The sequence below is a fragment of the Paenibacillus sp. 8b26 genome, assembly GCF_050626875.1.
In the GTDB taxonomy this organism is placed as follows: domain Bacteria; phylum Bacillota; class Bacilli; order Paenibacillales; family Paenibacillaceae; genus Paenibacillus.
The window spans coordinates 5,260,858-5,286,275 of the sequence record NZ_CP192445.1; the positions used below are offsets into that span (position 1 = coordinate 5,260,858).

General features: G+C 46.7%; 25 protein-coding genes. 23 read left to right on the forward strand and 2 right to left on the reverse strand.

Going from position 1 to position 25,418, the window contains the following annotated elements:
* Positions 1–151: 151 nt before the first annotated feature.
* A complete protein-coding gene (locus tag ACQ4MX_RS24445; protein ID WP_431087792.1) occupies positions 152–544 on the forward strand; it encodes a hypothetical protein in 393 nt (130 codons plus the stop codon).
* A 272-nt stretch (positions 545–816) separates the two neighbouring features.
* Here the strand turns inward: ACQ4MX_RS24445 and ACQ4MX_RS24450 are convergent, their stop codons facing one another.
* Complete coding sequence (locus ACQ4MX_RS24450; protein WP_431087793.1) at positions 817–1,764, reverse strand: DMT family transporter; 948 nt, start codon at positions 1,762–1,764, stop codon at positions 817–819.
* A gap of 227 nt (positions 1,765–1,991) precedes the next feature.
* Between ACQ4MX_RS24450 and ACQ4MX_RS24455 the strand changes: the two genes are divergently transcribed.
* From ACQ4MX_RS24455 to ACQ4MX_RS24490, 8 genes are all read left to right on the forward strand, one after another.
* Positions 1,992–3,341, forward strand: coding sequence for a PLP-dependent aminotransferase family protein (locus ACQ4MX_RS24455; protein WP_431087794.1), 1,350 nt, complete (start codon positions 1,992–1,994; stop codon positions 3,339–3,341).
* 163 nt (positions 3,342–3,504) lie between these two features.
* Positions 3,505–3,864 (forward strand): histidine triad nucleotide-binding protein, encoded by a 360-nt coding sequence (locus tag ACQ4MX_RS24460; RefSeq protein WP_134913438.1) that lies wholly within the window; start codon positions 3,505–3,507, stop codon positions 3,862–3,864.
* Positions 3,865–4,033: 169 nt separating this feature from the next.
* Positions 4,034–4,207, forward strand: a complete 174-nt coding sequence (rpsU, locus tag ACQ4MX_RS24465; RefSeq protein WP_005547957.1) for a 30S ribosomal protein S21 — start codon at positions 4,034–4,036, stop codon at positions 4,205–4,207.
* Positions 4,208–4,223: 16 nt separating this feature from the next.
* Entirely contained in the window at positions 4,224–4,667 is a 444-nt protein-coding gene (locus tag ACQ4MX_RS24470) for a GatB/YqeY domain-containing protein (protein WP_013311146.1), read from the forward strand.
* Between the two features lie 279 nt (positions 4,668–4,946).
* On the forward strand, positions 4,947–6,314 hold the full coding sequence (locus ACQ4MX_RS24475; protein ID WP_431087796.1) for an NfeD family protein: 1,368 nt from the start codon (positions 4,947–4,949) through the stop codon (positions 6,312–6,314).
* Positions 6,315–6,359: 45 nt separating this feature from the next.
* On the forward strand, positions 6,360–7,361 hold the full coding sequence (gene floA, locus ACQ4MX_RS24480) for a flotillin-like protein FloA (RefSeq protein WP_149093283.1): 1,002 nt from the start codon (positions 6,360–6,362) through the stop codon (positions 7,359–7,361).
* Between the two features lie 44 nt (positions 7,362–7,405).
* Positions 7,406–7,996, forward strand: coding sequence for a hypothetical protein (locus tag ACQ4MX_RS24485; RefSeq protein ID WP_431087797.1), 591 nt, complete (start codon positions 7,406–7,408; stop codon positions 7,994–7,996).
* A gap of 453 nt (positions 7,997–8,449) precedes the next feature.
* Complete coding sequence (locus ACQ4MX_RS24490) at positions 8,450–9,859, forward strand: amino acid permease (protein ID WP_431087799.1); 1,410 nt, start codon at positions 8,450–8,452, stop codon at positions 9,857–9,859.
* 212 nt (positions 9,860–10,071) lie between these two features.
* Here the strand turns inward: ACQ4MX_RS24490 and ACQ4MX_RS24495 are convergent, their stop codons facing one another.
* Complete coding sequence (locus ACQ4MX_RS24495; protein ID WP_431087800.1) at positions 10,072–10,215, reverse strand: hypothetical protein; 144 nt, start codon at positions 10,213–10,215, stop codon at positions 10,072–10,074.
* 23 nt (positions 10,216–10,238) lie between these two features.
* Here ACQ4MX_RS24495 and yqfC point away from each other — a divergent pair, with 23 nt between their 5' ends.
* The 14 genes from yqfC (at position 10,239) to rpoD (ending at position 25,414) form a co-directional block, all read left to right on the forward strand.
* Complete coding sequence (yqfC, locus tag ACQ4MX_RS24500; protein WP_431087801.1) at positions 10,239–10,532, forward strand: sporulation protein YqfC; 294 nt, start codon at positions 10,239–10,241, stop codon at positions 10,530–10,532.
* A complete protein-coding gene (gene yqfD / locus ACQ4MX_RS24505) occupies positions 10,529–11,722 on the forward strand; it encodes a sporulation protein YqfD (protein WP_431087802.1) in 1,194 nt (397 codons plus the stop codon). The genes yqfC and yqfD overlap by 4 nt, the downstream gene beginning before the upstream one ends.
* Positions 11,723–11,728: 6 nt before the next feature.
* The gene (locus ACQ4MX_RS24510; protein ID WP_134913443.1) at positions 11,729–12,700 is read left to right on the forward strand and encodes a PhoH family protein; all 972 of its coding nucleotides are present in this window, start codon (positions 11,729–11,731) and stop codon (positions 12,698–12,700) included.
* A 90-nt stretch (positions 12,701–12,790) separates the two neighbouring features.
* The gene (locus ACQ4MX_RS24515; RefSeq protein WP_431087804.1) at positions 12,791–15,037 is read left to right on the forward strand and encodes an HD family phosphohydrolase; all 2,247 of its coding nucleotides are present in this window, start codon (positions 12,791–12,793) and stop codon (positions 15,035–15,037) included.
* A gap of 54 nt (positions 15,038–15,091) precedes the next feature.
* Positions 15,092–15,589, forward strand: coding sequence for an rRNA maturation RNase YbeY (ybeY, locus tag ACQ4MX_RS24520; protein WP_354452286.1), 498 nt, complete (start codon positions 15,092–15,094; stop codon positions 15,587–15,589).
* Positions 15,589–15,963: a diacylglycerol kinase family protein gene (locus ACQ4MX_RS24525; RefSeq protein WP_134913446.1), complete on the forward strand. Its 375-nt coding sequence runs from the start codon at positions 15,589–15,591 to the stop codon at positions 15,961–15,963. Before ybeY ends, ACQ4MX_RS24525 begins: the two co-directional genes overlap by 1 nt.
* 92 nt (positions 15,964–16,055) lie before the next feature.
* Entirely contained in the window at positions 16,056–16,958 is a 903-nt protein-coding gene (gene era / locus ACQ4MX_RS24530) for a GTPase Era (protein ID WP_192511896.1), read from the forward strand.
* Between the two features lie 525 nt (positions 16,959–17,483).
* A complete protein-coding gene (locus ACQ4MX_RS24535) occupies positions 17,484–17,621 on the forward strand; it encodes a YqzL family protein (protein WP_134913448.1) in 138 nt (45 codons plus the stop codon).
* Positions 17,622–17,663: 42 nt separating this feature from the next.
* The gene (gene recO, locus ACQ4MX_RS24540) at positions 17,664–18,416 is read left to right on the forward strand and encodes a DNA repair protein RecO (protein WP_134913449.1); all 753 of its coding nucleotides are present in this window, start codon (positions 17,664–17,666) and stop codon (positions 18,414–18,416) included.
* 404 nt (positions 18,417–18,820) lie between these two features.
* On the forward strand, positions 18,821–19,708 hold the full coding sequence (gene glyQ / locus ACQ4MX_RS24545; RefSeq protein WP_014282485.1) for a glycine--tRNA ligase subunit alpha: 888 nt from the start codon (positions 18,821–18,823) through the stop codon (positions 19,706–19,708).
* Positions 19,701–21,776 carry a glycine--tRNA ligase subunit beta gene (glyS, locus tag ACQ4MX_RS24550; protein WP_431087805.1) on the forward strand — a complete coding sequence of 692 codons (2,076 nt, stop codon included), beginning with the start codon at positions 19,701–19,703 and terminating at the stop codon, positions 21,774–21,776. Before glyQ ends, glyS begins: the two co-directional genes overlap by 8 nt.
* A 114-nt stretch (positions 21,777–21,890) precedes the next feature.
* A complete protein-coding gene (locus ACQ4MX_RS24555) occupies positions 21,891–22,373 on the forward strand; it encodes a YaiI/YqxD family protein (RefSeq protein ID WP_149093292.1) in 483 nt (160 codons plus the stop codon).
* A complete protein-coding gene (dnaG, locus tag ACQ4MX_RS24560) occupies positions 22,366–24,237 on the forward strand; it encodes a DNA primase (RefSeq protein WP_025683257.1) in 1,872 nt (623 codons plus the stop codon). Before ACQ4MX_RS24555 ends, dnaG begins: the two co-directional genes overlap by 8 nt.
* Before the next feature lie 43 nt (positions 24,238–24,280).
* Positions 24,281–25,414, forward strand: coding sequence for an RNA polymerase sigma factor RpoD (gene rpoD, locus ACQ4MX_RS24565; RefSeq protein ID WP_025683256.1), 1,134 nt, complete (start codon positions 24,281–24,283; stop codon positions 25,412–25,414).
* Positions 25,415–25,418 lie beyond the last annotated feature (4 nt).

Here is a 25,418-nt window from a genome sequence, read left to right on the forward strand (position 1 = left end):
CGTCATACGTCCGTTCAGAGGGGCTCTACCAAGAGCCTCCGGGGTGCTTCTTTTTTTGTTTGCAAGCCGGAATTCGCCCAATTTGATGTAACACATAGCCCATTTTTGAATAACATACGGTATACATGCAAGAGCCTAGGAGGAAACAACCATGGAAAAAAGCCTGACGAACGTAAAAGGGATAGCACCGGAAAAAACGGATGCCAAAACGTTATGTCAACAGCATATGCACCGCTACGTATGCGTATGGGTGAAGGATGGAACGATGTATGACGGAATTGTGGAGCATGTGGATGATGAAAAAATATATTTGGCAGTTCCAATGAGCGAAGCGGAGAACGTAAATCTCCCTTATCCGCCTAACAATTGCGGCTGTGGTTCCCGTGCTTATGGCGGCTTTGCATCCTACCCACCATATCCGTACCCTGCTCCGGTACCAGGCTATGGATATGGATATGGATTCCCGTATAGACGTCGGCGCTTTAACCGTCTGATTCTGCCGCTTGCTGCGCTGACCGCGATCAGCCTACTGCCTTATTATTAAACCCCATTTCTTTAATCGCCCTAGTGTGTATCCTCTCAGTCCTCTTCTAACCATCCATAGTCACTTTCTTAGATGTGCAGCTATAGCACAAGCGGCTTACTGAAGCATTCATACATTATGACATACTTAAGGCTGCTTCTTCCGGTGAGAAGAAACAGCCTCTTTTTTTAACTGTGTCATTCCAAATCTAATCTCAACATGCGATCTACCTTATAACATGCTCTCTGCTATTTCGACAATCATTCTTTTCCAGCTCACTTCTCTATGAGGGATTACGTCTTAAGCGTGTCTGCACGAAGCGGTACTGTCTTTTTCCGGCCCAAATAATTGGTTCCGATCACCCCGGCTATAATCAGTAGTGAGCCAATCAGATGATACACGGTTATCTTTTCTCCAATAAACAAAGCCCCGGCTGCGATAGACACGATGGTCGACAGATTGGTAAATACGCTCATTTTTGACGCCTCTATTTTCGACAAAGCATAATTTGCAGTCAGTGAAGTGATAAGCGAGGCCACCACGCCAAGATATATAATGGACAGTACGAAGGTACCGTTGCTGGACAAGGCTACAAATGTGCCCAGTGTCCCATTTTGAATATGGTTAGTGAGCGATATGGTCAGAAATGTAATAAATCCGATACCCATCATAAAATAACTAATTTCCGCCGGACTAAAATGCTTCGAAAGAGAGCGTGCCAAAACGCTGTATCCGGCAAACGCTACACACGTCAGGAAAAGCATGGAGAGTCCGCCCAAATTGGACAAGTTGAAGCTGCTTCCTTTCATGATAAAGATGAACACAACGCCGAAAACAGATAAAAAGATCGACAGCTTCTGTAAAAGGGTCGTTGTTTCTTTTAAAAATAGGGAAGCAATGATCATTGTTACAACGGGTGTGAAGGCATACATAATACCTCCCTCGGCGGAAGTTGCGTGCTGTAACCCAAATGCTTGTAGGGTGAAAAATCCCAACGGGTACATTAGAGCCAGCAACAGTGCTTTAAATAAGGGTTTGCCCCGATAAGACAGCTTGATCCACCCCAAGGCCACCGGAATGGACAGGACTATAAAAGAAGCTGCAAATCGATAGGTCAGCGTATCGATGGGATGAGCATGCACTAACGCCATTTTAGCAAATAAAAACGAAAATCCAATAATTGCAGCATTCAGCACCGCAAAGAAATAAGCCAGTTTTAATCCTTTTGTTTTGGTGTCCATAAGATGCCAACCTCTCATTCATACTTCCGGGACCGTGTTCGCGAACGTCCTCTCCGATGAACTAAAGGTACAACAATGGACGAGCCTGCGGGATATCAAATTATCGTAACTGTATCGGTACAATTTTATAAATTGGGGCATTCTGCTTACATATAAAGCATGTTAACATCAACCGTATAAAGAAGTAGCAGAAATAGAAAGTAAAATAAGCAGGCAGGAGGATCATTGTGAAAAAATATATTTCGATTCTATTGGATATAGAGCTTAAAATCCGTGAGGGGCAATACAACTCGGGTCAAAAGCTGCCTTCTATCCGGGATGCTTCAGAATTGTACCAGTGCAGCAAAAGCACGATTTTGCGGGCATATGCCGAGCTTGAAAAGAAGCACGCCATCTATTCCATTCCGCAAAGCGGATATTATGTGGTGGAGAACTCCGGAGATTTGCGTCATAGCCGTAGCCATATTCAGGCCTCAATTGATTTTGCTTCGGCCTCCCCGGATTTAAACGTATTTCCGTATCTGGACTTTCAGCACTGTCTGAATCAGGCCATTGATACGTACAAATATCATCTGTTCACCTACGGAGATTCTCAAGGACTGGAGACATTGCGTCATACGCTCGTTTCTCACTTGGCCGATAATCAGGTATTTGCAAAAATGGAGCGGATTATCGTCACTTCTGGTGTTCAGCAGGCACTGGAAATCCTTGCAAAAATGCCGTTTCCAAACGGCAAAAAGACGGTTTTGGTGGAGCAGCCGAGCTACGATATTTATTTGCGTTTTCTGGAGGGAGAGAGTATACCCGTCAGCACTATCGCCAGAACAGCGGCAGGTATGGATTTGCAGGAATTGGAGCATCAATTTAAGAACGGGAGCATCAAGTTTTTTTATACCATGTCAAGATATCATAATCCCCTGGGGACCTCATACAACACAGAGGAACGCAAGGCTATAGCCGCATTAGCTGCCAAATACGATGTGTTCATCGTGGAGGATGATTACATGGCTGATTTGGGGATCGACCACCTGTTTGATCCTATATATGCGTACGATCAGACAGACCATGTTATTTATTTAAAAAGCTTCTCGAAAATCATTTTCCCAGGCTTGCGCTTAGGCGTGGTGGTTTTGCCGGAAATCCTGTTAAAGAGGTTCAGCGCATACAAAAGATACGTCGACACCTCCATTTTATCTCAGGCCGCACTCGATATTTATATTAAAAATGGAATGTATGAACGCCACAAGCACACGATATGCAGCCTGTATGCGGAACGCATTCGCATTTTAAACCAGGCAGTAGAGCGATATAATCAGGACGGGGTGATTGAAGTGTCGGCTGTAAGCTCGGGAGTGTATATGCAGTTGAAGCTACCCCGGACGGTGAACATGGAGCGTTTGGTACAGCGTCTTGCCGTGAGGAAGGTGCTGGTGGTATCCGGTAAAGGATTTTATTTATCCGATTATAAGGAACACGAAAAGTTTTTACGCATCAGTATTTCGCGTGCCCAGTCGGATCAAATTGATGAAGGGGTAAAAGCTATTATAGAGGAAGCGGGGAGAGGGAACTGGTATTAAGCCCCTTTTTCCGTTATGATACATATAGAAACATAGGTATAACAAACCATAACTGTATATGTTCAATTCGGTTGTGGGGAAATTACATAACTTTGAATGCCGAGAGCATGGGTTCTGCACTTTCGAACCTGATGATCGGCTCACTGCCAAAGGAGGGTTTTGAATGGACGATCTGTTTTTGAAAATTGTGGATGGAACCATCCCCAGCAAAAAAGTGCTGGAAACCGACAATGTGCTCGCATTTCATGACATCCAGCCTGCGGCGCCAGTACACGTGCTCATTATTCCGAAGAAATATATTCCTTCAATGAATGCTGTGACAGAGGAGGATCTGCCTTTGATTGCGGAGATTCATCGTGTTGCGGTTGAGGTGGCGAAAAAACTGGGTGTTGCTGAATCGGGTTACCGGTTGATTAACAACTGCGGTCCGGATAGCGGGCAAGCGGTTGGACATCTGCATTATCATCTGTTGGGCGGTGCCCCATTGGGTGCCTTGACGGGTATTTCGGACTCACATTCTTAAAAATGACAGTGCTTGTCTTTCAGTAATACGGCGTGAATGGAGAAATATGTATCCATTATTTATTCATTTTTTCTTATAGGTTGACACCCGGTTTCCGTTTCACCTATAATAAAATTTGATGAACCGTGTTATTGCTCTTGGACGGTCTGGTCGGAGGGAGGGAAAACTGGTGTCTGAAACTAAAGTTCGCAAAAACGAGACAATTGATGCTGCACTTCGTCGCTTTAAACGTTCCATTGCTAAGGATGGCGTATTGGCTGAGGTGAAGAAACGCAAGCATTATGAAAAGCCAAGCGTAAAGCGCAAGAAAAAGTCCGAGGCTGCTCGTAAGAGAAAGTTCTAGGAGGATCTAAGCAATCATGAATTTGAGCGAACGATTGAACGAAGATATGAAGCAAGCAATGAAGAGTAAGGACAAGTTCAAACTCTCCACCATTCGAATGGTTCGTTCTACGATTAAAAATCTTGAAATAGATTTGAAACGGGATTTGGACGACAACGAAGTGCTTGATATTCTGAGTCGTGAGATCAAACAGCGAAAAGATGCCCTCCATGAATTTGAAAAAGCCGGTCGTGATGAACTTGCGACAAGCACTAAAGCAGAAATAGAGATCATCGCTCAGTACCTTCCCGAACAACTTTCTGAAGAAGAAATTAAAGTTATTGTACAGCAGACCATCCAGGAAACCGGTGCTTCTTCGAAAGCCGAGATGGGGAAAGTAATGACGGCCTTGATGCCTAAGGTAAAAGGCCGCGCTGACGGTAAGCTCGTGAACCAAGCGGTTCAGCAATTTCTGCAATAAACCTGCGACAAACAGGAAAGCGCAACACCCTCTGTTTACAGAGGGTGTTATTTCTGTATCTGCCTCGTTTGTCATAGGCTGATAGTATAAGGAGAACTTTTTTTGTAAGCGTTATCTATAATCGTTTGAAACGTGATGTCCATCGGGTGCGTAAAGTACATGACAGCCATCAGGATAGCAGCATACTCAAGAATTTCACAATAAATCCTGAAAATTGTATGGTTTACCTGACAAAATTTGATATGCTGTAACATAGAAAGATCGAAAGGGGGGAGAGTAATGCATAGAGAACATCACCACTCCAGCCGCAAAATGATCTTTTGGACCATGTGGATCATGATATCCGTTTTGCTGTTGCCATTATTCCATTCGGGATCAGCGGCTGCCGCTGTGAAAGGCGGCGCTGTGTTCGTTATACCGGTGGATCAGGAAATTGAACAGGGACTGGGCAGCTTTATGGAACGCGGCTTTGCAGAAGCGGCAGAGTCCAAAGCGGGCCTCATTGTGCTGGATATTAATACGCCAGGCGGACGGGTAGACACAGCGGAAAAGCTGGGCAAGCTGATTAAAGACAGCACGATTCCGACGGTTGCCTATGTAAGAGGCGAAGCGGCCTCTGCGGGAAGCTATATTGCGTTAAGTGCAGACAAAATTGTCATGAAGCCGGGCAGCATTATTGGAGCAGCAGCGCTGGTAGACGGCAGAGGGCAGGCTATCACTGACCCGAAAACAGTGGCTTGGTGGAAGAGCAGCATGGCATCTGCCGCAGAATCTGGCGGACGTAACCCGGATATTGCGAGAGGTATGGTAGACTCCAAAATTGCTGTAGCTATACCGGAGCTGAACTTTAATAAAGAAAAAGGTCAGATCATTTCTTTAACCAGTGAGGAAGCGCTTAAGCTGGGTTATGCGGATCACATTGCCTCTTCAGAACAAGAAGTTATTCAATGGATGGGCTATAGCACGGATGATGTATTTCATGTGGAGCGGACATGGGCTGAAAAAGCAGCCGAGATATTGACCAACCCGATTGTGCAGACATTGCTTTTATTTATCGGTATCGCGGGGGTTGTCATTGAACTAATCGTACCGGGCTTTGGAGTGCCGGGAATTTTAGGCGTGCTCGGATTTGGATTGTACTTTTTCGGCAATTATATTGCTGGCTTTGCAGGCTCCGAGACGTGGCTGTTGTTTATCATCGGTCTGGCTTTGCTTATACTTGAAATGTTCATTCCAAGCTTTGGCATTTTGGGTATTTTGGGTTCCATCAGTCTTGTCGCCGGAGTTGTTCGCGCGGCCTACAACATGCAGCATGCTTTTATATCATTGGGTATAGCCTTTGCTGCTGCCGTTGCTGTGGTGGCGATCATAGGGATTGCTTTCAAGGATCGGGGAATATGGAACCGTTTTATACTTAAAGAAAGCTTGACGGCTGACCAAGGCTTTTCTTCGGTAGTGAATCGGGAATTGCTATTGGGACAAAGAGGTGTGAGTCTGACACCGCTTCGTCCAGCAGGAACCGTGCTTATCGCTGACGAACGTGTGGACGTCGTGACGAACGGCGAGTTTATCGCTACGGATATGCCTATTGTCGTATCCAAAGTAGAAGGTGGACGCATTGTGGTCAAGGCGGACACCAGCGTCTAAAACGCGAAAACAAACGAAGAACTAGATTAATGGAGGATGATGCGAGTGTTCGAATCGGGTATTGTCAGCGTTTTGCTGATTGCCGTTGTAGTGATTATTGTGTTAAGTGTATTTTTCAGTTTTTTCCCGGTGATGCTGTGGATTTCAGCGTTGGCGTCAGGGGTGCGGATTAGTATCATTACACTGGTAGCTATGCGGTTACGTCGTGTAACGCCAAGCCGGATTGTGAATCCGCTGATTAAGGCAACCAAGGCTGGTCTGGGCTTAAATATCAACCAACTGGAAAGTCATTTTCTGGCGGGTGGTAATGTAGACCGAGTGATCAATGCGCTGATTGCTGCGCAGCGGGCCAACATTCCGCTCGAATTTGAACGCGCAGCTGCGATTGACCTTGCGGGTCGGGATGTTCTGCAAGCGGTCCAGATGAGCGTTAATCCGCGTGTCATCGAGACACCTACTGTCGCTGCGGTAGCCAAGGATGGTATCGAAGTAAAGGTTAAGGCTCGTGTTACAGTGCGTGCTAACATTGATCGACTCGTCGGGGGTGCCGGAGAAGAAACGATTATTGCGCGGGTCGGTGAAGGTATTGTTACGACTGTCGGCTCCAGTAATTCGCATAAGGACGTGCTGGAGAACCCGGATTCCATTTCGAGAACGGTACTATCCAAAGGTTTGGATGCCGGGACGGCGTTTGAAATCTTGTCCATTGATATTGCGGACGTTGATGTAGGCAAAAACATTGGTGCCTTCCTGCAGACCGAGCAGGCGGAAGCCGATAAACGAATTGCGCAGGCGAAAGCGGAAGAACGGCGTGCAATGGCCGTGGCTCAGGAGCAGGAAATGAAGGCGCGTGTCGTAGAGATGAGAGCGCGTGTGGTTGAATCCGAGTCCGAAGTGCCGCTGGCGATGGCTGAGGCGCTGCGTGGTGGAAAACTCGGCGTTATGGACTATATGAATTTGAAAAACATTGAGGCAGATACGCAAATGCGCGGCTCCTTGGGCAAACCGAATGAAAACTCGGGAAATGACAACAAAAACCGGGATTAACAACGGGATATAGCCGATGAATTACGGCAGCAAGGCGGTGAGTTATGAACTTTATGAGCTGGATTTTTGAGCATTTGTATATCCTGATTGTGATCGGCTTTGCGTTGGTGTCTTTTTTGGGCAAAAGCATGAAAAGCACAGAGAGAAAAGCGCCGCCGGGAAAGGGCATGCCTACGTTTGGTGGCGGCCACGGCTCTCGCGGTCCTTCATCACCCTCCGGACCTTTCTCTACGGAACACAGACAGGAGCAACGTCAGCCGCAAAGGCAGGATACTGCCGGAGAATTGCAGCGTCAGTTTCCTGATGAACGACGTGTAGTTATGGAAGCTCGGCGTATGGAAGAACAAATGAATGATTGGACGGAAACGGAGCAACAGACGAATCGGGATTCCCTGGATAACGGTTCTACTCTGGAGGATCGAATCCGGGCCATGGAAGAAGAGCGTAGATCGGTTTTGGCACGTCTCGACCGCATATCCAATGCAAGGGAGTCGGGAGAGATTACAGATGCCTCAGAGGGAGCTTCGCAGGAGCGTAGTACAGTAACTGCGGCTGACCTGCGGAGAGGCGTGATCTGGGCAGAAATACTGGGTCCTCCGCGTTCCAAGCGTTATATGAGTGGAGGAAGACGTTAAAAAGACAAGAGCTGTTATCGTTCTATTTGAGCAGTTTGCATGAATGGTTTAGTCCGCCCCGGCTTTAGCTGGTGGCGGACTATTTTTTTGCTAATACATAGGCCAGTCCAGAATAGAAATCAGTTTAGCAGAAAATACCCTTATGAACTTACATAAGATGTCATAAACCCAGTAGTAGCAAGGTTTTCTTACGTCATTTGTAAGCAAAAAATCTGTCATTGTGTCTAGTTTAATACTGAACTTTCGAAAAAAATACAGAGGCAAAATGATCAAATGTAAGAAAATGAATGGAACTTTCCGAAAATGGTTTTCATTTTTTCGTTTTTATATATAATGTTCTCAAAGATAGTGTTTCTGAAAATTTACTCCAAATTTAGAGAAAATAAACGTAATTTCGAGGTGAGGTGACCCAGGTATAAAAGTATTTATTACATGTCTAGGGAGATGGGATGGATGAATAATAGCTTATTCAGAAAAAAGAGCATTGATCAGCTACTTGCTGCAACGCGGGGTGAAAAAGCACTTAAAAAAGAGCTTGGTGCCTTTGATTTAACGATGCTTGGCATTGGAGCTATTATCGGAACGGGGATTTTTGTGTTGACTGGCACGGGAGCGGTTACGGCTGGTCCGGGTTTGATTATTTCTTTTGTGGTTGCGGGGCTTGCCTGTCTATTTGCAGCACTGGCTTATGCAGAGTTTGCATCCACCGTTCCGGTATCCGGATCTGTTTATACTTTTACATATGCAACGATGGGAGAACTTCTGGCTTTTATTATCGGATGGGATTTGATTTTGGAATATATGCTTGCTGCCAGTGCAGTTTCCGCAGGCTGGTCGGGTTATTTTGTATCATTTTTGAATGGACTTGGTATCCATATTCCCCTTGAATTCACTGCGGCACCAGGCGCTTTAAAAGATCAAGCCACCTATTTTAATCTTCCTGCTTTTTTGATTTTGATGGGGATTACCTTCTTGCTCTACTTTGGAATCAAAGAATCGAAACGTATGAACAACACTATGGTTATTGTAAAAATTGTTGTGATTTTATTATTTATTTTCGTTGCTTTTAAATATGTAAAACCGGATAACTGGACGCCTTTTATGCCATTTGGGTTCAGTGGAGTGCTTGGAGCCGCAGCGCTGGTATTCTTTGCTTTTATCGGCTTTGATGCTGTTTCGTCTGCCGCAGAAGAAAGCAAAAATCCGGCTCGTGATTTACCGCGCGGCATTATTTTTTCACTGATTATATGTACGCTTCTATACGTCATTGTCAGCGGGATTATGACAGGGATTGTGCCGTTTATGCAGTTTGAAGGTATTTCCCATCCGGTGTCACTCGTCTTGCAGGTTGCAGGTCAGAACTGGGTTGCGGGGATTGTGGATGTGGGGGCCATTTTAGGGATGACCACAGTTATGCTGGTCATGCTTTATGGCCAAACCCGTATTATGTTTGCCATGTCACGTGATGGTCTGGTACCAAAAGTCTTGTCCAAGGTTCATCCTAAATACAAAACTCCGTATATTAACACATTGTTTTTTGGTACATTATCTGCATTAATGGGCGGGTTGATTCCACTGGATGAATTGGCGAGTTTGGTGAACATCGGCACTCTTTCAGCCTTTATACTGATTTCTGTCGCTGTGATTGTGATGCGAAGAACACAGCCGGATCTGCCCAGAGCCTTCCGATGTCCGGGTGTTCCGTATATTCCGATTTTGGCTATTATTTCGTGTGGGGCGCTCATCCTGAATTTACATAGCCAAACGTTTATCCGTTTTCTGATTTGGCTCGTTATAGGTCTGGCCGTTTATTTTCTATATTCCAGAAAAAACTCTCTTTTGAATCATGATTCCGAAAAATAACAGAATGACTCTATAAAATCAGGAAAAGACAATCTCGTTTCGATGCTTGAATCGGGGTTGTCTTTTTCATTTTGCATTTTGCAAGTATCCAGACTCTTGCTATGCAAAATCAGGGCTACGATGAATTGTTAGTTTCGTTTCATAAATATGGCGGCTGGATCATAAAGTGTACAGTACAGATATCTGTGGCGCTGGTGTAATGACGCCCATATCTAAGCGGCATCGGCATTGGTTAAAAAAGCATCGTAGCTGCCATGAAAATGACTGTGATCCACCGGATGGCAATAACAGGAGACGAAAATCAGCAGCGTAGCTGCCATAAAAACAATTAGCCGTTTGATAACAATTGTTTTCATGACAGGAAAGGAGATTCCCTCGTATGAGCCGGATGAGCCGCAAACTGCGAAAGTGGGCCAGTGAGACGCTGGAACTTCCGCAGGACATTCTATTTGACCTGCCGCGGTTAACTCTCATTGGCAGCCGCCAGCTTTATGTGGAGAATCACCGGGGCGTCGTGGACTTCACGCCGGATCGGCTAGTACTTGCGCTGGCGCAAGGCAGGTTGCGGGTGACGGGGCATGGGCTTGTCATCACATCTATTATGCCTGATCAGGTTAGTGTGGAAGGACACATTACGGATATCCAATTGGAAGGAACGGAGGAAGGCTCATGAAACATCCTGCTTTAACAAAGCTGCGTGGCACGGTTACCCTTACCGTCAAGGGCGAGAGCGTGGAAGCGTTCATTAATCTGCTCACGGAGCATCACATACCTGTTTGGAACGTGCGGCCGATGGGTACAAGACATGCAGAAATGAACCTTCTGCTGCCGCACGTCTTCCTGCTGCGTCCGCTTCTGAGAAGGACAGGCTGCAAAATGCATATTTTAAAGCGCCAAGGGATTCCCTTTATCGCTGCGCGGCTGGCCAAACGTAAATTTTTTCTGGTTGGACTGGCTGTATTCTGGGTAGGTCTGTTCCTGATGTCCTCACTCGTCTGGGACGTTGAAGTAAAGGGGAATGACAAGCTCACAACGGAAGCTGTACTCAAAGCTGCCCGTCAGGAGGGGCTGTATCCGTTTCAATGGAGCTTCCGTGTTTCCAGTCAGGACAAGCTTTCGCGTGCACTCATGCAGAAGCTCCCTGAGGCATCCTGGATCGGCGTAGATAAGCAGGGTACTTCGGTGACGATTCAGGTCGTTGAAGCCTCGCAGCCTGCTCCTGCGCCGCTCTACAGCCCACGTCATCTCATCAGCAATGCAGATGCGGTAGTCACTGAAATTTTTGCCGAGCAGGGTCGTCCTGTTGTGCATAAAAATACACGTGTCAAAAAAGGAGCCATACTTATCTCGGGAACGCTCGGGGATGAGGAAAATCAGCAACTGGTCGTAGCCAAAGGGGAGATTAAGGGCCTCGTATGGCATGAGTACGAAATTAGCAGTCCCACGGTGCGACGCAGCAGCACATATACTGGAAACAGTCACGACCGCTTGTATCTGGTGTTGGGCAACCATGCGGTGCAGTTATGGGGATATGGAAAAATCCCTTATTCTGCGCATAAAACCACAGTTGAGCATGACCCGCTGACGTGGCGCTCCTTCCGTCTTCCCGTCGGTTGGATGACCGAAAGCGTAAGGGAGACAAAGATACATGAGGATAAGCTTACGGAAGCAGAAGCCCAAAATAGGGGAATAGAAGGGGCACGAGCCGATATTTTAGCCAAATACGGCAAAGGAACGAAAATAATGAGCCAAAAAATTTTGCATGAGAAGAGAGAGAATGGTAAAGTTTATATGAAAGTGCTTTTTGAAGTGGAACAGAATATTGCGGAAGAACTTCCGCTAGTTCATAACCAAGGAGAATGAGGCTATTTGGCAGAACAACAACGCAGCATACAAATTGCATTGAACAATGCGGGAGAAGGACAGGCGCTGTTCGGCCCGCAGGATTCCTTTTTAAAATTGATTGAAGCGGCTGTTCCCGCAAAAATGGATTCCCGTGAGGCGGAAATCAATATTTTTGGTAACGCCCATGAGGTGGAAGTGCTCGAACAATTGTTCGATGTACTGCTCCAGTTAATTCGTAATGGATATATCCTGACCGAAAGAGACGTCCATTATGCGATTGAATTGGCAAAAGATTTACGTGCCGATCAATTGCTCGATCTGTTCAAGGGAGAAATCACGACCACCTTCCGTGGCAAGCCGATTCGTGTCAAAACGATTGGACAAAAGCACTATGTAACCACGATAAAAAAACGTGATATCGTATTTGGAATTGGCCCGGCGGGTACAGGTAAAACGTATTTGGCTGTGGTCCTGGCGGTAGCTGCCCTGAAGGAAGGCTCGGTCAAGCGAATTGTATTGACCCGTCCTGCGGTGGAAGCAGGCGAGAATCTGGGCTTTTTGCCAGGGGATTTGCAGGAAAAGGTTGATCCGTATCTGCGCCCGTTGTATGACGCGTTGTACGATGTTATGGGACCGGAGCAGACAGCAAAGGCACTGGAGCGCGGGTTGATTGAAATTGCGCCGCTGGCCTACATGCGGGGACGGACGCTGGACGATTCGTTCATTATTTTGGATGAAGCGCAAAACACCACGCCGGAGCAAATGAAAATGTTTTTGACCCGACTGGGCTTTGGCTCCAAAATGGTCATCACCGGTGATGTTACGCAAATTGATTTGCCTCGTGGCAAAAAATCCGGTCTGATTGAAGCGAATACGATTTTGCAGGGAATTGAGGAAATAGGCTTCGTACATTTTGCACAAGAGGATGTTGTCCGTCATTCTCTGGTTCAGAAAATCATCGTGGCTTACGACCAGGTTGCCGAAAATCAGGGATAAGCCTTCATATCACGAATGTGGAGCTATCAGAAGTATGAAAATAAGCAGCGTAGCTGTCTTGAAAAAGATGATGGAGAGGGATTGTTTTAGATGACCTCGAAGGAATTGTCTAAGGGCAAAACGTTCCAGCATAGAATGAGTGGATGGAAGTATAGCGTGGCGACACGCTATCTTCTGTTTTTATTTTTAGTGGTTCTTTTTTACGTAGGTTTTGCGTCCAAGCTGCTTCCCGAGCGCTATGACATTCGGGTAAACCAGCCGAGTGAAAAGGAAATTGTGGCTCCCATGCAGCTCCCCAATAGCAAAGCGACGTTAAAGGCTCAGGAAGAGTCTGCTGAACGGGTACAGCCCATGTATACGATTGTACCGATTCGCAACGATAACCTGATTACGGGTATTCTGGACCGAATTGAACGGCTCAATCAGGACGATCAGGTTTCCAGATCCGATAAAATTTCCATTTACAAGGATGAAATTCCTCAGCGTGCGCGGGAATTTGTGCAAAATTTTGTGAACAATAGCCGTAACGCGGATGCTTACCCGGAAAAGCTGTTGGATGAAGTACTGCAAAAAACAAAAGAGCAAACCTATCGGATTCCGGAGGAAACCTTTATCAAAATTCCGCGTCTCACGTCCGAGGATGTTGCCGAGATGCGGCCAGTAGCGCGTGAAATCGTGACCGGATTGATGAACGATCAGATTACGGATGCACAAACAGCTCGGGCCAAGGTGGCCGAGCGGGTCAGTACGAGTACGCTTACCAAGCGCACCTCCCGTGAAGTTGTTCAGGAGCTTGCAAGGCTTGTGATTACGGCCAACAAGTTTTATGATGATACAGCTACGAAGGATGCCAGGGTACAGGCTCGTGAAGATACACCAACAGTCTATATCAAACAGGGTGAAGTGCTCGTCAAGAAAGGCGAGATTATTACCCAGGAAATTTATACCTTACTGGATGAGAACGAGCTGCTAAAGGACAAGATCAACTATTGGCCGCAATTTGGCCTGTTGATGCTGTCTGCGATGCTGGCCTTGGGTCTGTTTATGTATATTCGCCAGTTCCAATCACGAACGCGCCGTTTCAAGTATAACAATGCACAATTGCTCATGCTAGTGCTGATTTTTGTAATCACGGTGGGCGCAATGATGTTAACCGCCATATTGCAGGACAGTGAACGGTCTTATCTCGGCTATCTTGCGCCTATCGCGCTTGGAGCCATGCTCGTAACGCTGTTGCTCGATATGTCGCTGGCGTTCGTTTGTGCCGTTATATTCAGTATATTGGCAAGTGTCATTTTGAATGTCCGGCAAGGACAAATTTTTGATTTTAACTTTGGCTTTTTTGCCCTTGTAGTTTGTCTTGCGGCGATTTTCTCAACGCATCGAGCCAGTCAGCGTTCCACGCTGTTCAAGGGAGCGATTATGGTATGCCTGTTCGGCTCTATGTCCGTCTTTACTCTGGCGCTGATCGACCAGAGCAACTGGACTCAAACAACGACGCTCTATGCGGTAGCTTTTGCTTTTGCGGGCGGTTTAATTACAGCGATACTTGTGATTGGGCTTATGCCATTTTTTGAGTCTTCCTTTGGCATTTTGTCAGCGCTGAAACTGGTTGAGTTATCTAACCCGAATCATCCGCTACTGCGCAAGCTGCTTACAGAGACACCGGGTACGTATCACCATAGCGTAATGGTAGGTAATCTGTCAGAGGCCGCGGCGGAAGCTATAGGCGCTAACGGCTTGTTGTGCAGGGTTGGTTCGTATTATCATGACATTGGTAAAACAAAGCGTCCTTCGTACTTCATTGAAAATCAGAATGGCATGGACAATCCGCATGATACAATAGAGCCAAAGCTGAGTAAGTCCATCATTATTGCCCATGCCCGTGACGGTGTGGAAATGCAATTGGATTACAAGCTGCCAAAGCCGATTCGTGATATTGCCGAGCAGCATCACGGAACGACATTTTTGCACTATTTTTATCACAAGGCGCTACGTGAGGCGGAAGAGCAGGGCGTAGAGCCGGATTTTACCGAGGATGATTTTCGCTATCCTGGGCCAAAAGCCCAGTCCAAGGAGGCTGCTGTAGTCGGGATTGCCGATAGTGTGGAAGCAGCAGTTCGTTCCCTGCGGAAGCCGACGGTGGATCAGGTGGAGTCGATGATTGAAAAAATTATCAAAAGTCGTCTGGATGATCACCAGTTCAACGATTGTGAGCTAACGATGCGGGAGCTTGATATTGTGGCTCAAACTCTTAAAGAAACCGTGATGGGAACTTTCCATTCCCGGATTGAATATCCCGAAGAAAGACCAAAGCCTGAGAACGGGAAAGCATAATAGGCTTGTGCATGAAGTGCGGCTGGAGCATTAGAATTAAAAGGAGCGGTTGGCATGAGCCTTCAATTAGCTTGGAATAATGAACAAAACGATATGGTAATCCATGAATCCTTGATTGGTTTGCTGAACACTCTATTGGAGGAAGCAGGCAAGGTGGAAGGGGTGACGGACGGTGAGGTTGCCCTCACTTTCGTGAATGACGAGCAAATCCATGAACTGAACAGGGATTATCGTGGAATCGATCGTCCAACCGATGTGCTGTCATTTGCCATGAAGGAAACACTGGATGAAGAGCTTGAAATCATCTATGAGCTGGATGACGAAGGACCGCTGGACGATGTGCCGGATGTGCTGGGGGATATTATTATTTCCGTACAGACAGCTCAGGCTCAAAGTGAGGAGTACGGTCATTCCATTGAGCGTGAAATCGGATTTTTGTTTGTTCACGGCTTTCTGCATTTGCTGGGCTATGATCATCAGGATGAAGCCAGTGAAGCTGAAATGATGGGCAAGCAAGAGGCGGTACTGGCTCAAGTGGGGTTGACACGGTAATGAGACGTCAGCCTTGGAGAATGACCTTTCGTTATGCCGCTGAAGGCGTGATGTATGCTCTGCGCACGCAAATAAATATGCGGATACATGTGGTCATGGCGTTTCTTGTCATCGCAGCAGGCTTAAGCCTGCGTATCTCCCGGCTCGATTGGTTATTTGTTTCTGTGGCTATTGCCATGGTGATTGTAGCCGAGCTGATCAATACCGCTGTTGAAGCGGCGATAGATTTAATCTCGCCTGATATCCATCCGCTGGCCAAAGCGGCTAAAGACACCGCCGCCGGAGCCGTGCTCCTGGCAGCGGTTTTTGCTGTAATTATTGGTATATTTGTGTTTTACAGGCCGTTGTTGACCTTGATTAGTCAGCTTTTTTAATGGGAAAACACATTTTTGTAATCATATACCATAGAAAAGATCTAACCCAAAAACCAAAAAAATAGGCGCTTAATAGTGCTGGAGGAAACGAAATGGCTAAGAAACACTTTAAATCAGGCTTTGTTGCGATTGTCGGCAGACCCAATGTAGGAAAATCAACTCTGATGAACCATGTCATCGGCCAGAAAATCGCCATCATGTCAGACAAGCCCCAAACCACACGTAACAAAATACATGGGGTATTCACTACAGAGGACACGCAAATTGTATTTTTGGACACACCGGGCATTCATAAGCGCCAGTCTAAACTGGGCGACTACATGAATCAGACAGCCTTTAATACGTTGGGCGAAGTAGAGGCTGTACTTTTTCTTATTGATGCCTCTGAAGGATTAGGCGGAGGCGATCGTTTTATTGCCGAACAGCTAAAACAGGTAAAAACGCCAGTTATTCTGGTTTTGAATAAAATTGACCGTATTGAGCCCGAAGCGTTGCTGCCCCTGATTGAGCAATACCGCAAGCTGTACGACTTTGCGGAAATCGTGCCGATCTCGGCTAAAATGGGCAACAATGTGAACCGTCTGCTGGAGCAGGTACAGAAATACTTGCCTGAAGGTCCACAATATTACCCGGATGACCAAATTACCGACCATCCTGAGCAGTTCGTTATTGCCGAGCTGGTACGGGAAAAGATTTTGCATATGACGCGTGAGGAAGTACCACATTCTATTGCAGTTATGATTGAAGACATGAAAGTGCAGGATAATGGTGTAGTGCATATTATGGCAGTCATTTTTGTGGAACGGGATTCTCAGAAGGGTATCATTATCGGTAAGCAGGGGGCCATGCTCAAGGAAGTGGGCAAACAGGCACGTATAGATATCCAAAACCTGCTGGGTTCCAAAATTTTCCTGGAGCTGTGGGTAAAGGTCAAAAAAGACTGGCGTAACCAGGATCGTGTACTGCGTGACCTCGGCTTCCACCGAGATGCTTAAAAAACATGTTATATTCACACTTTAGTTCCCTAAGGGATCTTAAAATTAAGTTTTAATAAGTTTGAAACCAAATACGTTTAGTCTTTTAGACACCATAAAAAAGCCGTCCCGACTGTCTATTCACTACCACAGGCAGAAAGTAAAGTGTCTTTGGTAATTCAAGCGCCGCGCCTTTGCGGCGCTTAACTCTTGCCCTACCCTTACCCTCATTTCCAGCACTGAAAAAATGAATGCTTTAAAAAAGGTTGTGTAACTGTATGCACGCTGTAGCGGAGCGAAGGATTTGAATCTGAAGAAGCGCCAGCGTTCGCCTTTATCCCTGAATTTAACCCTTTTCATATTTGATAAAATAAATTCAGGGGTAACAGCGATCGAAAGATCAAATCATTCGCGGAGCGGCACCCCGCCCCGCATACAGCAGCCTTTTTTAACGCAATCCATTTATTTCATCGCATACTTCACCTCTCTTCGCATCATCCTAATTTTGAGATGCAAACGTCATTTCCGAAGAAAGGATGAATACGATTGCGAGATTTTTCGTGGAAGTATTTTGCGATGACTGGGGATGTCGGTGCGTATCTGTTATACAGGGAGAGCGCCGTGACATGGGAACAAGACGCGGATGAAGGAGAGTCGGACGAGCATGAAGAAGCCCGTGAATAGTGCAAGCCACTGGCTTCTTCGCGAATGTTTGGGGGAAGAGGCATGCTTTACAGGGTGGAAGGAATCGTCATCCGCAGCATGGATTACGGTGAGGGGAACAAAATTATTACGCTTTGCACCGAAAGCGGCGGTAAGGCAGGCGTGCTGGTCAGAGGAGCAAAGAAGCCCAAAAGCCGTCATGCCGCTTTAACGCAGCCGTTTACGTATGGTGAATTTGTATTTTTTCGAAATACCGGCTTAGGCACGTTGAATGCCGGTGAAATTATCCAATCCCACCATACACTGCGCGAGGATATTACCAAGGCCGCTTACGCCTCATATGCCTGTGAGTTGCTTGACCGGGTACTACATGATGAGGAAACGGGCACCTTTTGGTTCAAGCAGCTTAAAGCATGTCTGGAAGCGTTGGAGAGCGGAAAAGATCCGGTGATCGTCATGAGCATTTATGAATTTAAAATATTACAGGCGGCCGGATATGCTCCCCAGCTTGATGCCTGTATTTCCAGCGGACAGCAGTGTGCTGATGAAGATATGTTTATCAGTCCGAGGCTGGGCGGGGTCTTGTGTCGAAGTTACAAGCATTTTGATCCTGCTGCATTGAGTGTCACACCGCGTACGTTGAAGCTGTTACGTTTGTTCGCAAGAATGGATCTAAACCGACTCGGCAACATTGACGTGAAGGACTCAACCAAGCTGGAAATCAAACATGTCATGCGCCAGTTCATGGACATGCAGCTGGAGGTTAAGCTGAAATCCCGTAATTTTCTGGATCAGCTCGACAAGTATGATATGTGAAAGCACTTGCTCTCTTGACTGTATTGCTGAAAACGTGTAATATCCTACTATATATCTCCTTTGGGAGCAGAGGCATTGAACGAGAAAGTAGCGGAGTTTATTTTCTAGAGTAAGCGAGTCGGGGATGGTGTGAGCCTGGCGGGAAATCTTCGTGAACAAGGCACTCGGGAGCATCTGATTGGACACGGAAAAGAGGATTACGGTCTGGCTGGTGATGGAGGACTGTAATCAAGTAGGGTGGAACCGCGGGAGTCAGCTCTCGTCCCTACGTCTGTACAGGCGTAGAGGCGGGGGCTTTTTGCTGTCTCTGGCGAGGCTTGTTGGAAGTTGGCAGCCCTGTACATAGAAGCTTTATAAGGAAGGATCACCACCATTTGAGGTAATTTGGAAGGGAAGGGTGTACCATGAATTTTCAGCAGATGATTTTGACACTGCAACAATTTTGGGCCGAGCACAACTGTATTATTGTACAGCCGTATGACACGGAAAAAGGGGCAGGCACAATGAACCCGATGACGTATTTACGTTCGATTGGACCTGAGCCGTGGAACGTAGCTTATGTTGAGCCATCCCGCCGTCCCGCAGATGGTCGTTATGGGGAGAACCCGAACCGTCTGTATCAGCATCACCAGTTTCAGGTTGTTTTGAAGCCATCGCCTGATAACATTCAGGAATTGTATCTGGAGAGCCTGAGCCGCCTTGGTATTAATCCTCTGGAACATGATATTCGCTTTGTTGAAGACAACTGGGAAGCGCCAACGCTGGGAGCATGGGGATTAGGTTGGGAAGTATGGCTGGACGGTATGGAAATTACCCAATTCACGTATTTTCAGCAAGTGGGAGGTATCGATGCCAGTCCTGTTGCGGTTGAAATTACGTATGGTATGGAGCGTCTTGCGTCCTACATTCAGGACAAGGAGAACGTATTCGATCTCGAGTGGGTTAATGGCATCACGTATGGTGATGTTTTCCACCAGCCTGAATTTGAGCATTCTAAATATACGTTTGAAGTATCTGATGTCAAAATGCTTTTCACCCTGTTTAATATGTATGAAGAAGAAGCGAATAAAGCCATGGCGCAGCATCTTGTATTTCCGGCCTACGATTATGTATTGAAATGCTCTCATGCGTTCAACTTGCTGGATGCCCGTGGTGCAATCAGTGTAACGGAACGAACCGGATTTATTATGCGTGTACGGAATTTGGCCCGTCAGGTGGCTGCAACTTATCTGGAGGAACGCGAGAAGCTGGGCTTCCCGTTGTTGAAGAAAGGAGGTGCGGCACATGTCTAAGGATTTGCTGTTTGAAATCGGTTTGGAAGAAGTGCCCGCCCGTTTTATTCCTGCTGCGATTCAGCAGTTAAAGGAGCGTATGACGGCATGGCTGGACAGCTCACGTATTGCTCATGGTGATGTAGAAGCTTATGCTACTCCTCGTCGTCTGGCGGTGCTGGTTAAGGAAGTAGCCGAAAAGCAGGAGGATATTAACGAAGAAGTGAAGGGTCCTTCCCGCAAAATCGCAATTGACGAAGCCGGCAATTGGAGCAAGGCTGCTCTCGGCTTTGCCCGTAGCCAAGGTGTTGATCCTGAGCAATTTACGTTCAAGGAGCTTGGAGGCGTAGAGTATATTTACGCAACCAAGAGCAGTATAGGCGTACCGACAGCGGAAGTGCTGTCCGAAGGCCTGTTGCATATTTTACATGCTATGACCTTTCCTAAATTTATGCGTTGGGCCAGCTATGACTTTAAGTTTGTTCGTCCAATCCGTTGGTTGATCGCCTTGTTTGGCAACGATATTGTTAACCTGGAAATTGCCGGGGTTCAATCTGGAAATGTCACAAGAGGACATCGTTTTCTCGGACAGGATACTTTTGTTGAAAGTCCGGCAGACTATGTTGAGGCGCTTCGCAAACAGCATGTTATCGTAGATATTGCGGAACGTCAGTCCATCATTGTGAAGCAGATTGAAGCGTTGGCTGCCGAAAAAGACTGGACGATCGCGGTTAAGGATGATCTGCTGGAGGAAGTGCTGTATCTGGTTGAAACGCCGACGGTGCTGTTCGGAGGTTTTGATCCTTCGTTCCTGAACATTCCCAAGGATGTGCTGATTACTTCCATGCGTGAGCATCAACGCTATTTCCCGGTTCTGGATCATGAGGGAGAGCTGTTGCCATACTTTGTTACGGTACGTAACGGAGGAAGTCAATCACTGGATGTGATCGCCAAAGGGAACGAAAAAGTATTGCGCGCACGGCTATCTGATGCCAAATTCTTTTATGAGGAAGATCAGAGACTGGAAATCAAGGATGCGCTCTCCAAGCTGGAAAGCATCGTTTTTCATGAGGAATTGGGTACAGTTGGAGACAAGGTACGCCGAATTCGCCGCATTGCCGATGCTTTAGCTGAGAAGCTGCGGGTTTCCCCGGATACACAGGAGTCGGTTAGCCGGGCGGCGGATATTTGTAAATTCGACCTGGTAACGCAAATGGTGTATGAGTTTCCGGAGCTGCAAGGGGTTATGGGTGAAGACTATGCCCGTAAGGCTGGAGAGAAGGAAGAAGTGGCGAGAGCGGTGTTTGAGCATTATCAACCGCGTTTTGCCGGAGAAACGGTTCCTTCCACGAACGCAGGGGCTATTGTCAGCATCGCTGACAAAATTGACACGATTACCGGCTGCTTCTCCATCGGTATTATTCCGACAGGCTCACAGGACCCTTATGCGCTTCGTCGCCAGGCCGCAGGTATTGTGCAAATTTTATTGGACCGTAATCTTTCAGCAACTTTGTCTGATGTGTTCAATATTGCACTTGACGTACACGACAACCTTGGAAATATGAAACGTTCTGCCGATGAAATTCGTAAAGAGTTACATGAATTCTTCGGTTTGCGGGTGAAAAAGCTGTTGTCCGAGACGCTTCGTTATGACGTCGTTGACGCTGTGCTTGCCGCTGGATTTGATGATGTTGCTTCTGTCGTTAATCGTGGAGCTGCTCTGATGAATGCGGTACAAACAGGAGATGTCTTTAAAGCAACGGTAGAGTCGTTTAACCGTGTAGGCAATTTGGCTGCAAAAGCTGTTCATGCGTCAGTTAATACGGGTGAATTTACGGAACAGGGTGAAAAAGCGCTCTATGAAGCATGGTACGGCGTTTATGAATCTTATCTTACAGCATTGCAGGAAGGCGATGCCACGCGAGCTTTAGAACTTGCCTCGTCCATTACTCCTGCGATCACAGCGTTCTTTGATTCCGTAATGGTTATGGCTGAGGATGATGCGATTCGTAATAATCGTCTGGCATTGCTGGCCGCCATTGATACAGAGCTGAAGCGTTTTGCTGATTTTTCCAAACTCGTGGGCTAATCGTAGCTGTAATAGTATGAACAACTTGAAAAAATGGGTATAAATATACGGAACGGTGTAAGAGCGATCTTGCAACCGTTCCGTATTTTACTCGAATCCGGATGGAGATGGGGTATGCTTGTGGGAATATCCGGGGGTTTATCGGATGTGCGGATCGTTGTCGATGGAGACGCTTGTCCTGTCAAAAGCGAAATTGCGGATACAGCTTCCCGTTTTCAAGTTCAGGTTATTATGGTATCTTCGTATGATCATCTTATCCAGGGCAGCGGAGGCGTGACCATCGTAAAAGTGGACCGTAGCGACCAAAGCGCTGATCTCTATATTGCTAATCATATCCGTCGGGGAGACATTGTAACCACCAACGATTACGGTCTTGCGGCACTTGCTTTGGCTAAAGGCTGTGAGGTTATGTCATTTCGCGGAGCGATGTATCGAAACGATTCGATTGATTTTATGCTCGACCGCCGTCACACTTCTGCCAAGGAAAGGAAAAAAGGACGTTATGGAAAAGGTCCTAAACCGTTTACATCAGAGGATCGTGAAGTTTTTCAACATAAACTGACAAAACTTTTACTCTGCTTGCAGGAGAATGAATAACGGTATCGAATTATATTTACGTGCTAAAGAGATGAAGGTGGTTAACATGAGTGCTGGACAAGGCAACATACCGGACGATATCATTGAGTCGGTTTTACAGCATCATGATATCGTAGATACGGTAAGCAAGTACGTGCATTTGACCAAGCAGGGGAAGTATATGAAAGGGCTCTGTCCTTTTCATTCCGAAAAAACTCCTTCCTTCACCGTGACACCGGATCGTCAGATTTTTTACTGCTACGGCTGCGGCGCGGGAGGCAATGCCATCAAATTTATGATGGAAATCGAAGGACTATCCTTTCCCGAAGCTGTCAGAACAATGGCGGAAGAAAGTCATATCCCTCTCGGCGAATGGCAGGGACGTGAGTCAACGCATCAGCATCCTGAGTTGGACAGGTTGTTGCAGGCGTACGAGCTAACATCTAAGATGTACCATTTTCTCCTTAAAAATACGGAGCATGGCAAACCGGCTATGGAGTATTTGCGGTCGCGGGGATTTACTGACAAGATCATTGATCAATTTCAAATTGGCTATGCCCCTAACCGATGGGATACGATCGTCCAGTTTCTGGAGAAGCGTTCTTTCGATCCTGTTGAGATGGAAAAGGGCGGGCTTATTTCTCCCCGACATGAGGGGGATGGGTATGTGGATCGGTTCAGGGATCGCATTATGTTTCCCATTTGGAATCGAAATGGCAAAGTAATTGCCTTTGCGGGCCGTATACTGGGTGAAGGACAGCCCAAGTATTTGAATTCACCCGAAACCAAGCTGTTCAACAAGAGCCGGACCCTGTACAATCTCCACCATGCCAAGAATTCGATTCGCAAGCTTCGCCAGAGTGTTCTTTTTGAAGGATACGGTGATGTCATCTCGGCTTGGGAAGCAGGTGTACAGAACGGGGTGGCCGCTATGGGTACAGCTTTGACGGAGCATCATGCCACGATGTTAAAGGGACTGTGCGACGAGGTCATTATTTGCTATGATGGTGACCGAGCAGGACAAGCTGCTGCGCTCAAAAATTTTCCGTTGCTGGAAAATGCGGGGCTTCACGTTAAGGTAGCGCTGGTCAGCGACGGTATGGACCCGGATGATTTTATCCGGCAATACGGCGGGGAAAGGTTTCAGCGCCAAATTATCGAAAGTGCCGTTTCAACGGTGAAATTTAAGCTTATATATCTGAAAAAAAACCATATACTGCAAGAGGAAGAAGGAAGAATCGCGTATTCCCGCGAAGCATTAAATGTCATTGCACCTCTGTCATCCCCGACCGAGCGGGAAGTGTATTTGCGCGAAGTATCAGCCGAAGTCAAGGTGGATTTTGAAACCTTAAAGCAAGAATGCAATTTACTCCGACAGTCCCTGCAAAAAAAACAGGACTTTGGGGATAATAACGAAAATCGGTGGAATAATGGTAGGCATAAAAACGGGCAGATTGCAAAACCAAATGTCATGCCAGCTTATCATGTGGCGGAACGTAGATTACTCCACTGGATGATGCAGGATGCAGAAACTGCACAATATGTGGAGAAGCATCTGGGGGATGCCTTTAATATTGAGGATCATGCAGCAATTGCTGCTTATCTATACGCCTATTATGCACAAGGTAAATTACCGGATACGAGCCGATTTATTTCTTCTCTTCAAGACGACCGTCTGGAGAAAACCGTAAGCTCGATTATGATGATGGATGCTCCAGATGTATCGCCACACGTATTGGACGATTGTATTCAGCAGGTGTGCAAATTTCCATTGCAGAAGCAACTGGATTTGAAGAGAGAAGAAATGAGAGCCGCGGAGCGTTCTGGTGATGCTTTGCGCGCAGCACAAATTGTAATTGAGATTATAGCCCTAGAGAGACAATGAACACACAGAGGTCGGATGTTTCTAGGGAGGAGGGAGTCGAAAGATGGCGAATGATCAGCATACTGAACTGGAGACGGAACTGACACTGGATCAGGTTAAAGATCAATTGATTGAGTTGGGTAAAAAAAGTTCCTCTCTGAACTACAAAGATATCATGGAAAAACTATCGTCGTTTGATCAGGACCCCGAGCAAATGGATGAGTTTTATGAGCAACTGGGTGACTTGGGGATTGAGGTAGTAAATGACAACGACGAAGAAGTTACCAGATTGCGTCCAAACGACGACCCGGAAAACAACGACGGGGATGACTTTAACTACGATGACGATCTGAGCCTGCCTCCCGGTATTAAAATCAATGATCCGGTCCGGATGTACCTGAAGGAAATCGGCCGTGTACCGCTTCTTTCCGCTGATGATGAGGTGGAACTGGCGAAACGGATCAACAACGGTGATGAAGAAGCCAAACGTCGACTTGCAGAGGCGAATTTGCGTCTGGTTGTAAGTATTGCCAAGCGTTATGTTGGCCGTGGAATGCTTTTCCTGGATCTGATTCAGGAAGGTAACATGGGTCTGATTAAGGCAGTAGAAAAATTTGATTACGAAAAAGGATTTAAATTCAGTACGTATGCGACCTGGTGGATTCGTCAGGCCATTACGCGTGCCATAGCCGATCAGGCGAGAACGATTCGTATTCCCGTGCATATGGTGGAAACGATCAACAAGTTGATTCGCGTATCGCGTCAACTGTTGCAAGAGCTGGGGCGTGAACCTACGCCGGAAGAAGTAGCTGCAGAGATGGAGCTGAGTGTGGAGAAAGTTCGGGAGATTATGAAAATTGCCCAAGAACCGGTTTCATTGGAGACGCCAATTGGTGAAGAAGATGATTCACATTTGGGGGATTTCATTGAGGATCAGGAAGCGCTGGCGCCTGCGGATGCGGCTGCCTATGAACTTCTGAAGGAACAGCTTGAGGATGTACTGGATACGTTGACCGAACGGGAAGAGAACGTCTTGCGTCTCCGTTTTGGTTTGGACGACGGTAGAACCAGAACCCTTGAGGAAGTGGGTAAAGTGTTCGGTGTTACACGCGAACGTATTCGTCAGATTGAGGCTAAAGCGCTGCGCAAGCTGCGCCATCCAAGCCGCAGTAAGCGACTGAAGGATTTCCTCGAATAGAAGC

Bases quoted from the DNA above. Each gene is read 5' to 3' on its own strand.
- yqfD (WP_431087802.1), top strand. From the start codon at position 10,529: ATGAAACATCCTGCTTTAACAAAGCTGCGTGGCACGGTTACCCTTACC.
- glyQ (WP_014282485.1), top strand. From the start codon at position 18,821: ATGAATTTTCAGCAGATGATTTTGACACTGCAACAATTTTGGGCCGAG.
- ACQ4MX_RS24525 (WP_134913446.1), top strand. From the start codon at position 15,589: ATGAGACGTCAGCCTTGGAGAATGACCTTTCGTTATGCCGCTGAAGGC.
- ACQ4MX_RS24460 (WP_134913438.1), top strand. From the start codon at position 3,505: ATGGACGATCTGTTTTTGAAAATTGTGGATGGAACCATCCCCAGCAAA.
- yqfC (WP_431087801.1), top strand. From the start codon at position 10,239: ATGAGCCGGATGAGCCGCAAACTGCGAAAGTGGGCCAGTGAGACGCTG.
- glyS (WP_431087805.1), top strand. From the start codon at position 19,701: ATGTCTAAGGATTTGCTGTTTGAAATCGGTTTGGAAGAAGTGCCCGCC.
- ACQ4MX_RS24475 (WP_431087796.1), top strand. From the start codon at position 4,947: ATGCATAGAGAACATCACCACTCCAGCCGCAAAATGATCTTTTGGACC.
- ACQ4MX_RS24445 (WP_431087792.1), top strand. From the start codon at position 152: ATGGAAAAAAGCCTGACGAACGTAAAAGGGATAGCACCGGAAAAAACG.
- ACQ4MX_RS24495 (WP_431087800.1), bottom strand. From the start codon at position 10,215: ATGAAAACAATTGTTATCAAACGGCTAATTGTTTTTATGGCAGCTACG.
- ACQ4MX_RS24555 (WP_149093292.1), top strand. From the start codon at position 21,891: ATGCTTGTGGGAATATCCGGGGGTTTATCGGATGTGCGGATCGTTGTC.
- ybeY (WP_354452286.1), top strand. From the start codon at position 15,092: ATGAGCCTTCAATTAGCTTGGAATAATGAACAAAACGATATGGTAATC.
- dnaG (WP_025683257.1), top strand. From the start codon at position 22,366: ATGAATAACGGTATCGAATTATATTTACGTGCTAAAGAGATGAAGGTG.
- ACQ4MX_RS24515 (WP_431087804.1), top strand. From the start codon at position 12,791: ATGACCTCGAAGGAATTGTCTAAGGGCAAAACGTTCCAGCATAGAATG.
- era (WP_192511896.1), top strand. From the start codon at position 16,056: ATGGCTAAGAAACACTTTAAATCAGGCTTTGTTGCGATTGTCGGCAGA.
- ACQ4MX_RS24450 (WP_431087793.1), bottom strand. From the start codon at position 1,764: ATGGACACCAAAACAAAAGGATTAAAACTGGCTTATTTCTTTGCGGTG.
- ACQ4MX_RS24470 (WP_013311146.1), top strand. From the start codon at position 4,224: ATGAATTTGAGCGAACGATTGAACGAAGATATGAAGCAAGCAATGAAG.
- recO (WP_134913449.1), top strand. From the start codon at position 17,664: ATGCTTTACAGGGTGGAAGGAATCGTCATCCGCAGCATGGATTACGGT.
- rpoD (WP_025683256.1), top strand. From the start codon at position 24,281: ATGGCGAATGATCAGCATACTGAACTGGAGACGGAACTGACACTGGAT.
- ACQ4MX_RS24490 (WP_431087799.1), top strand. From the start codon at position 8,450: ATGAATAATAGCTTATTCAGAAAAAAGAGCATTGATCAGCTACTTGCT.
- ACQ4MX_RS24485 (WP_431087797.1), top strand. From the start codon at position 7,406: ATGAACTTTATGAGCTGGATTTTTGAGCATTTGTATATCCTGATTGTG.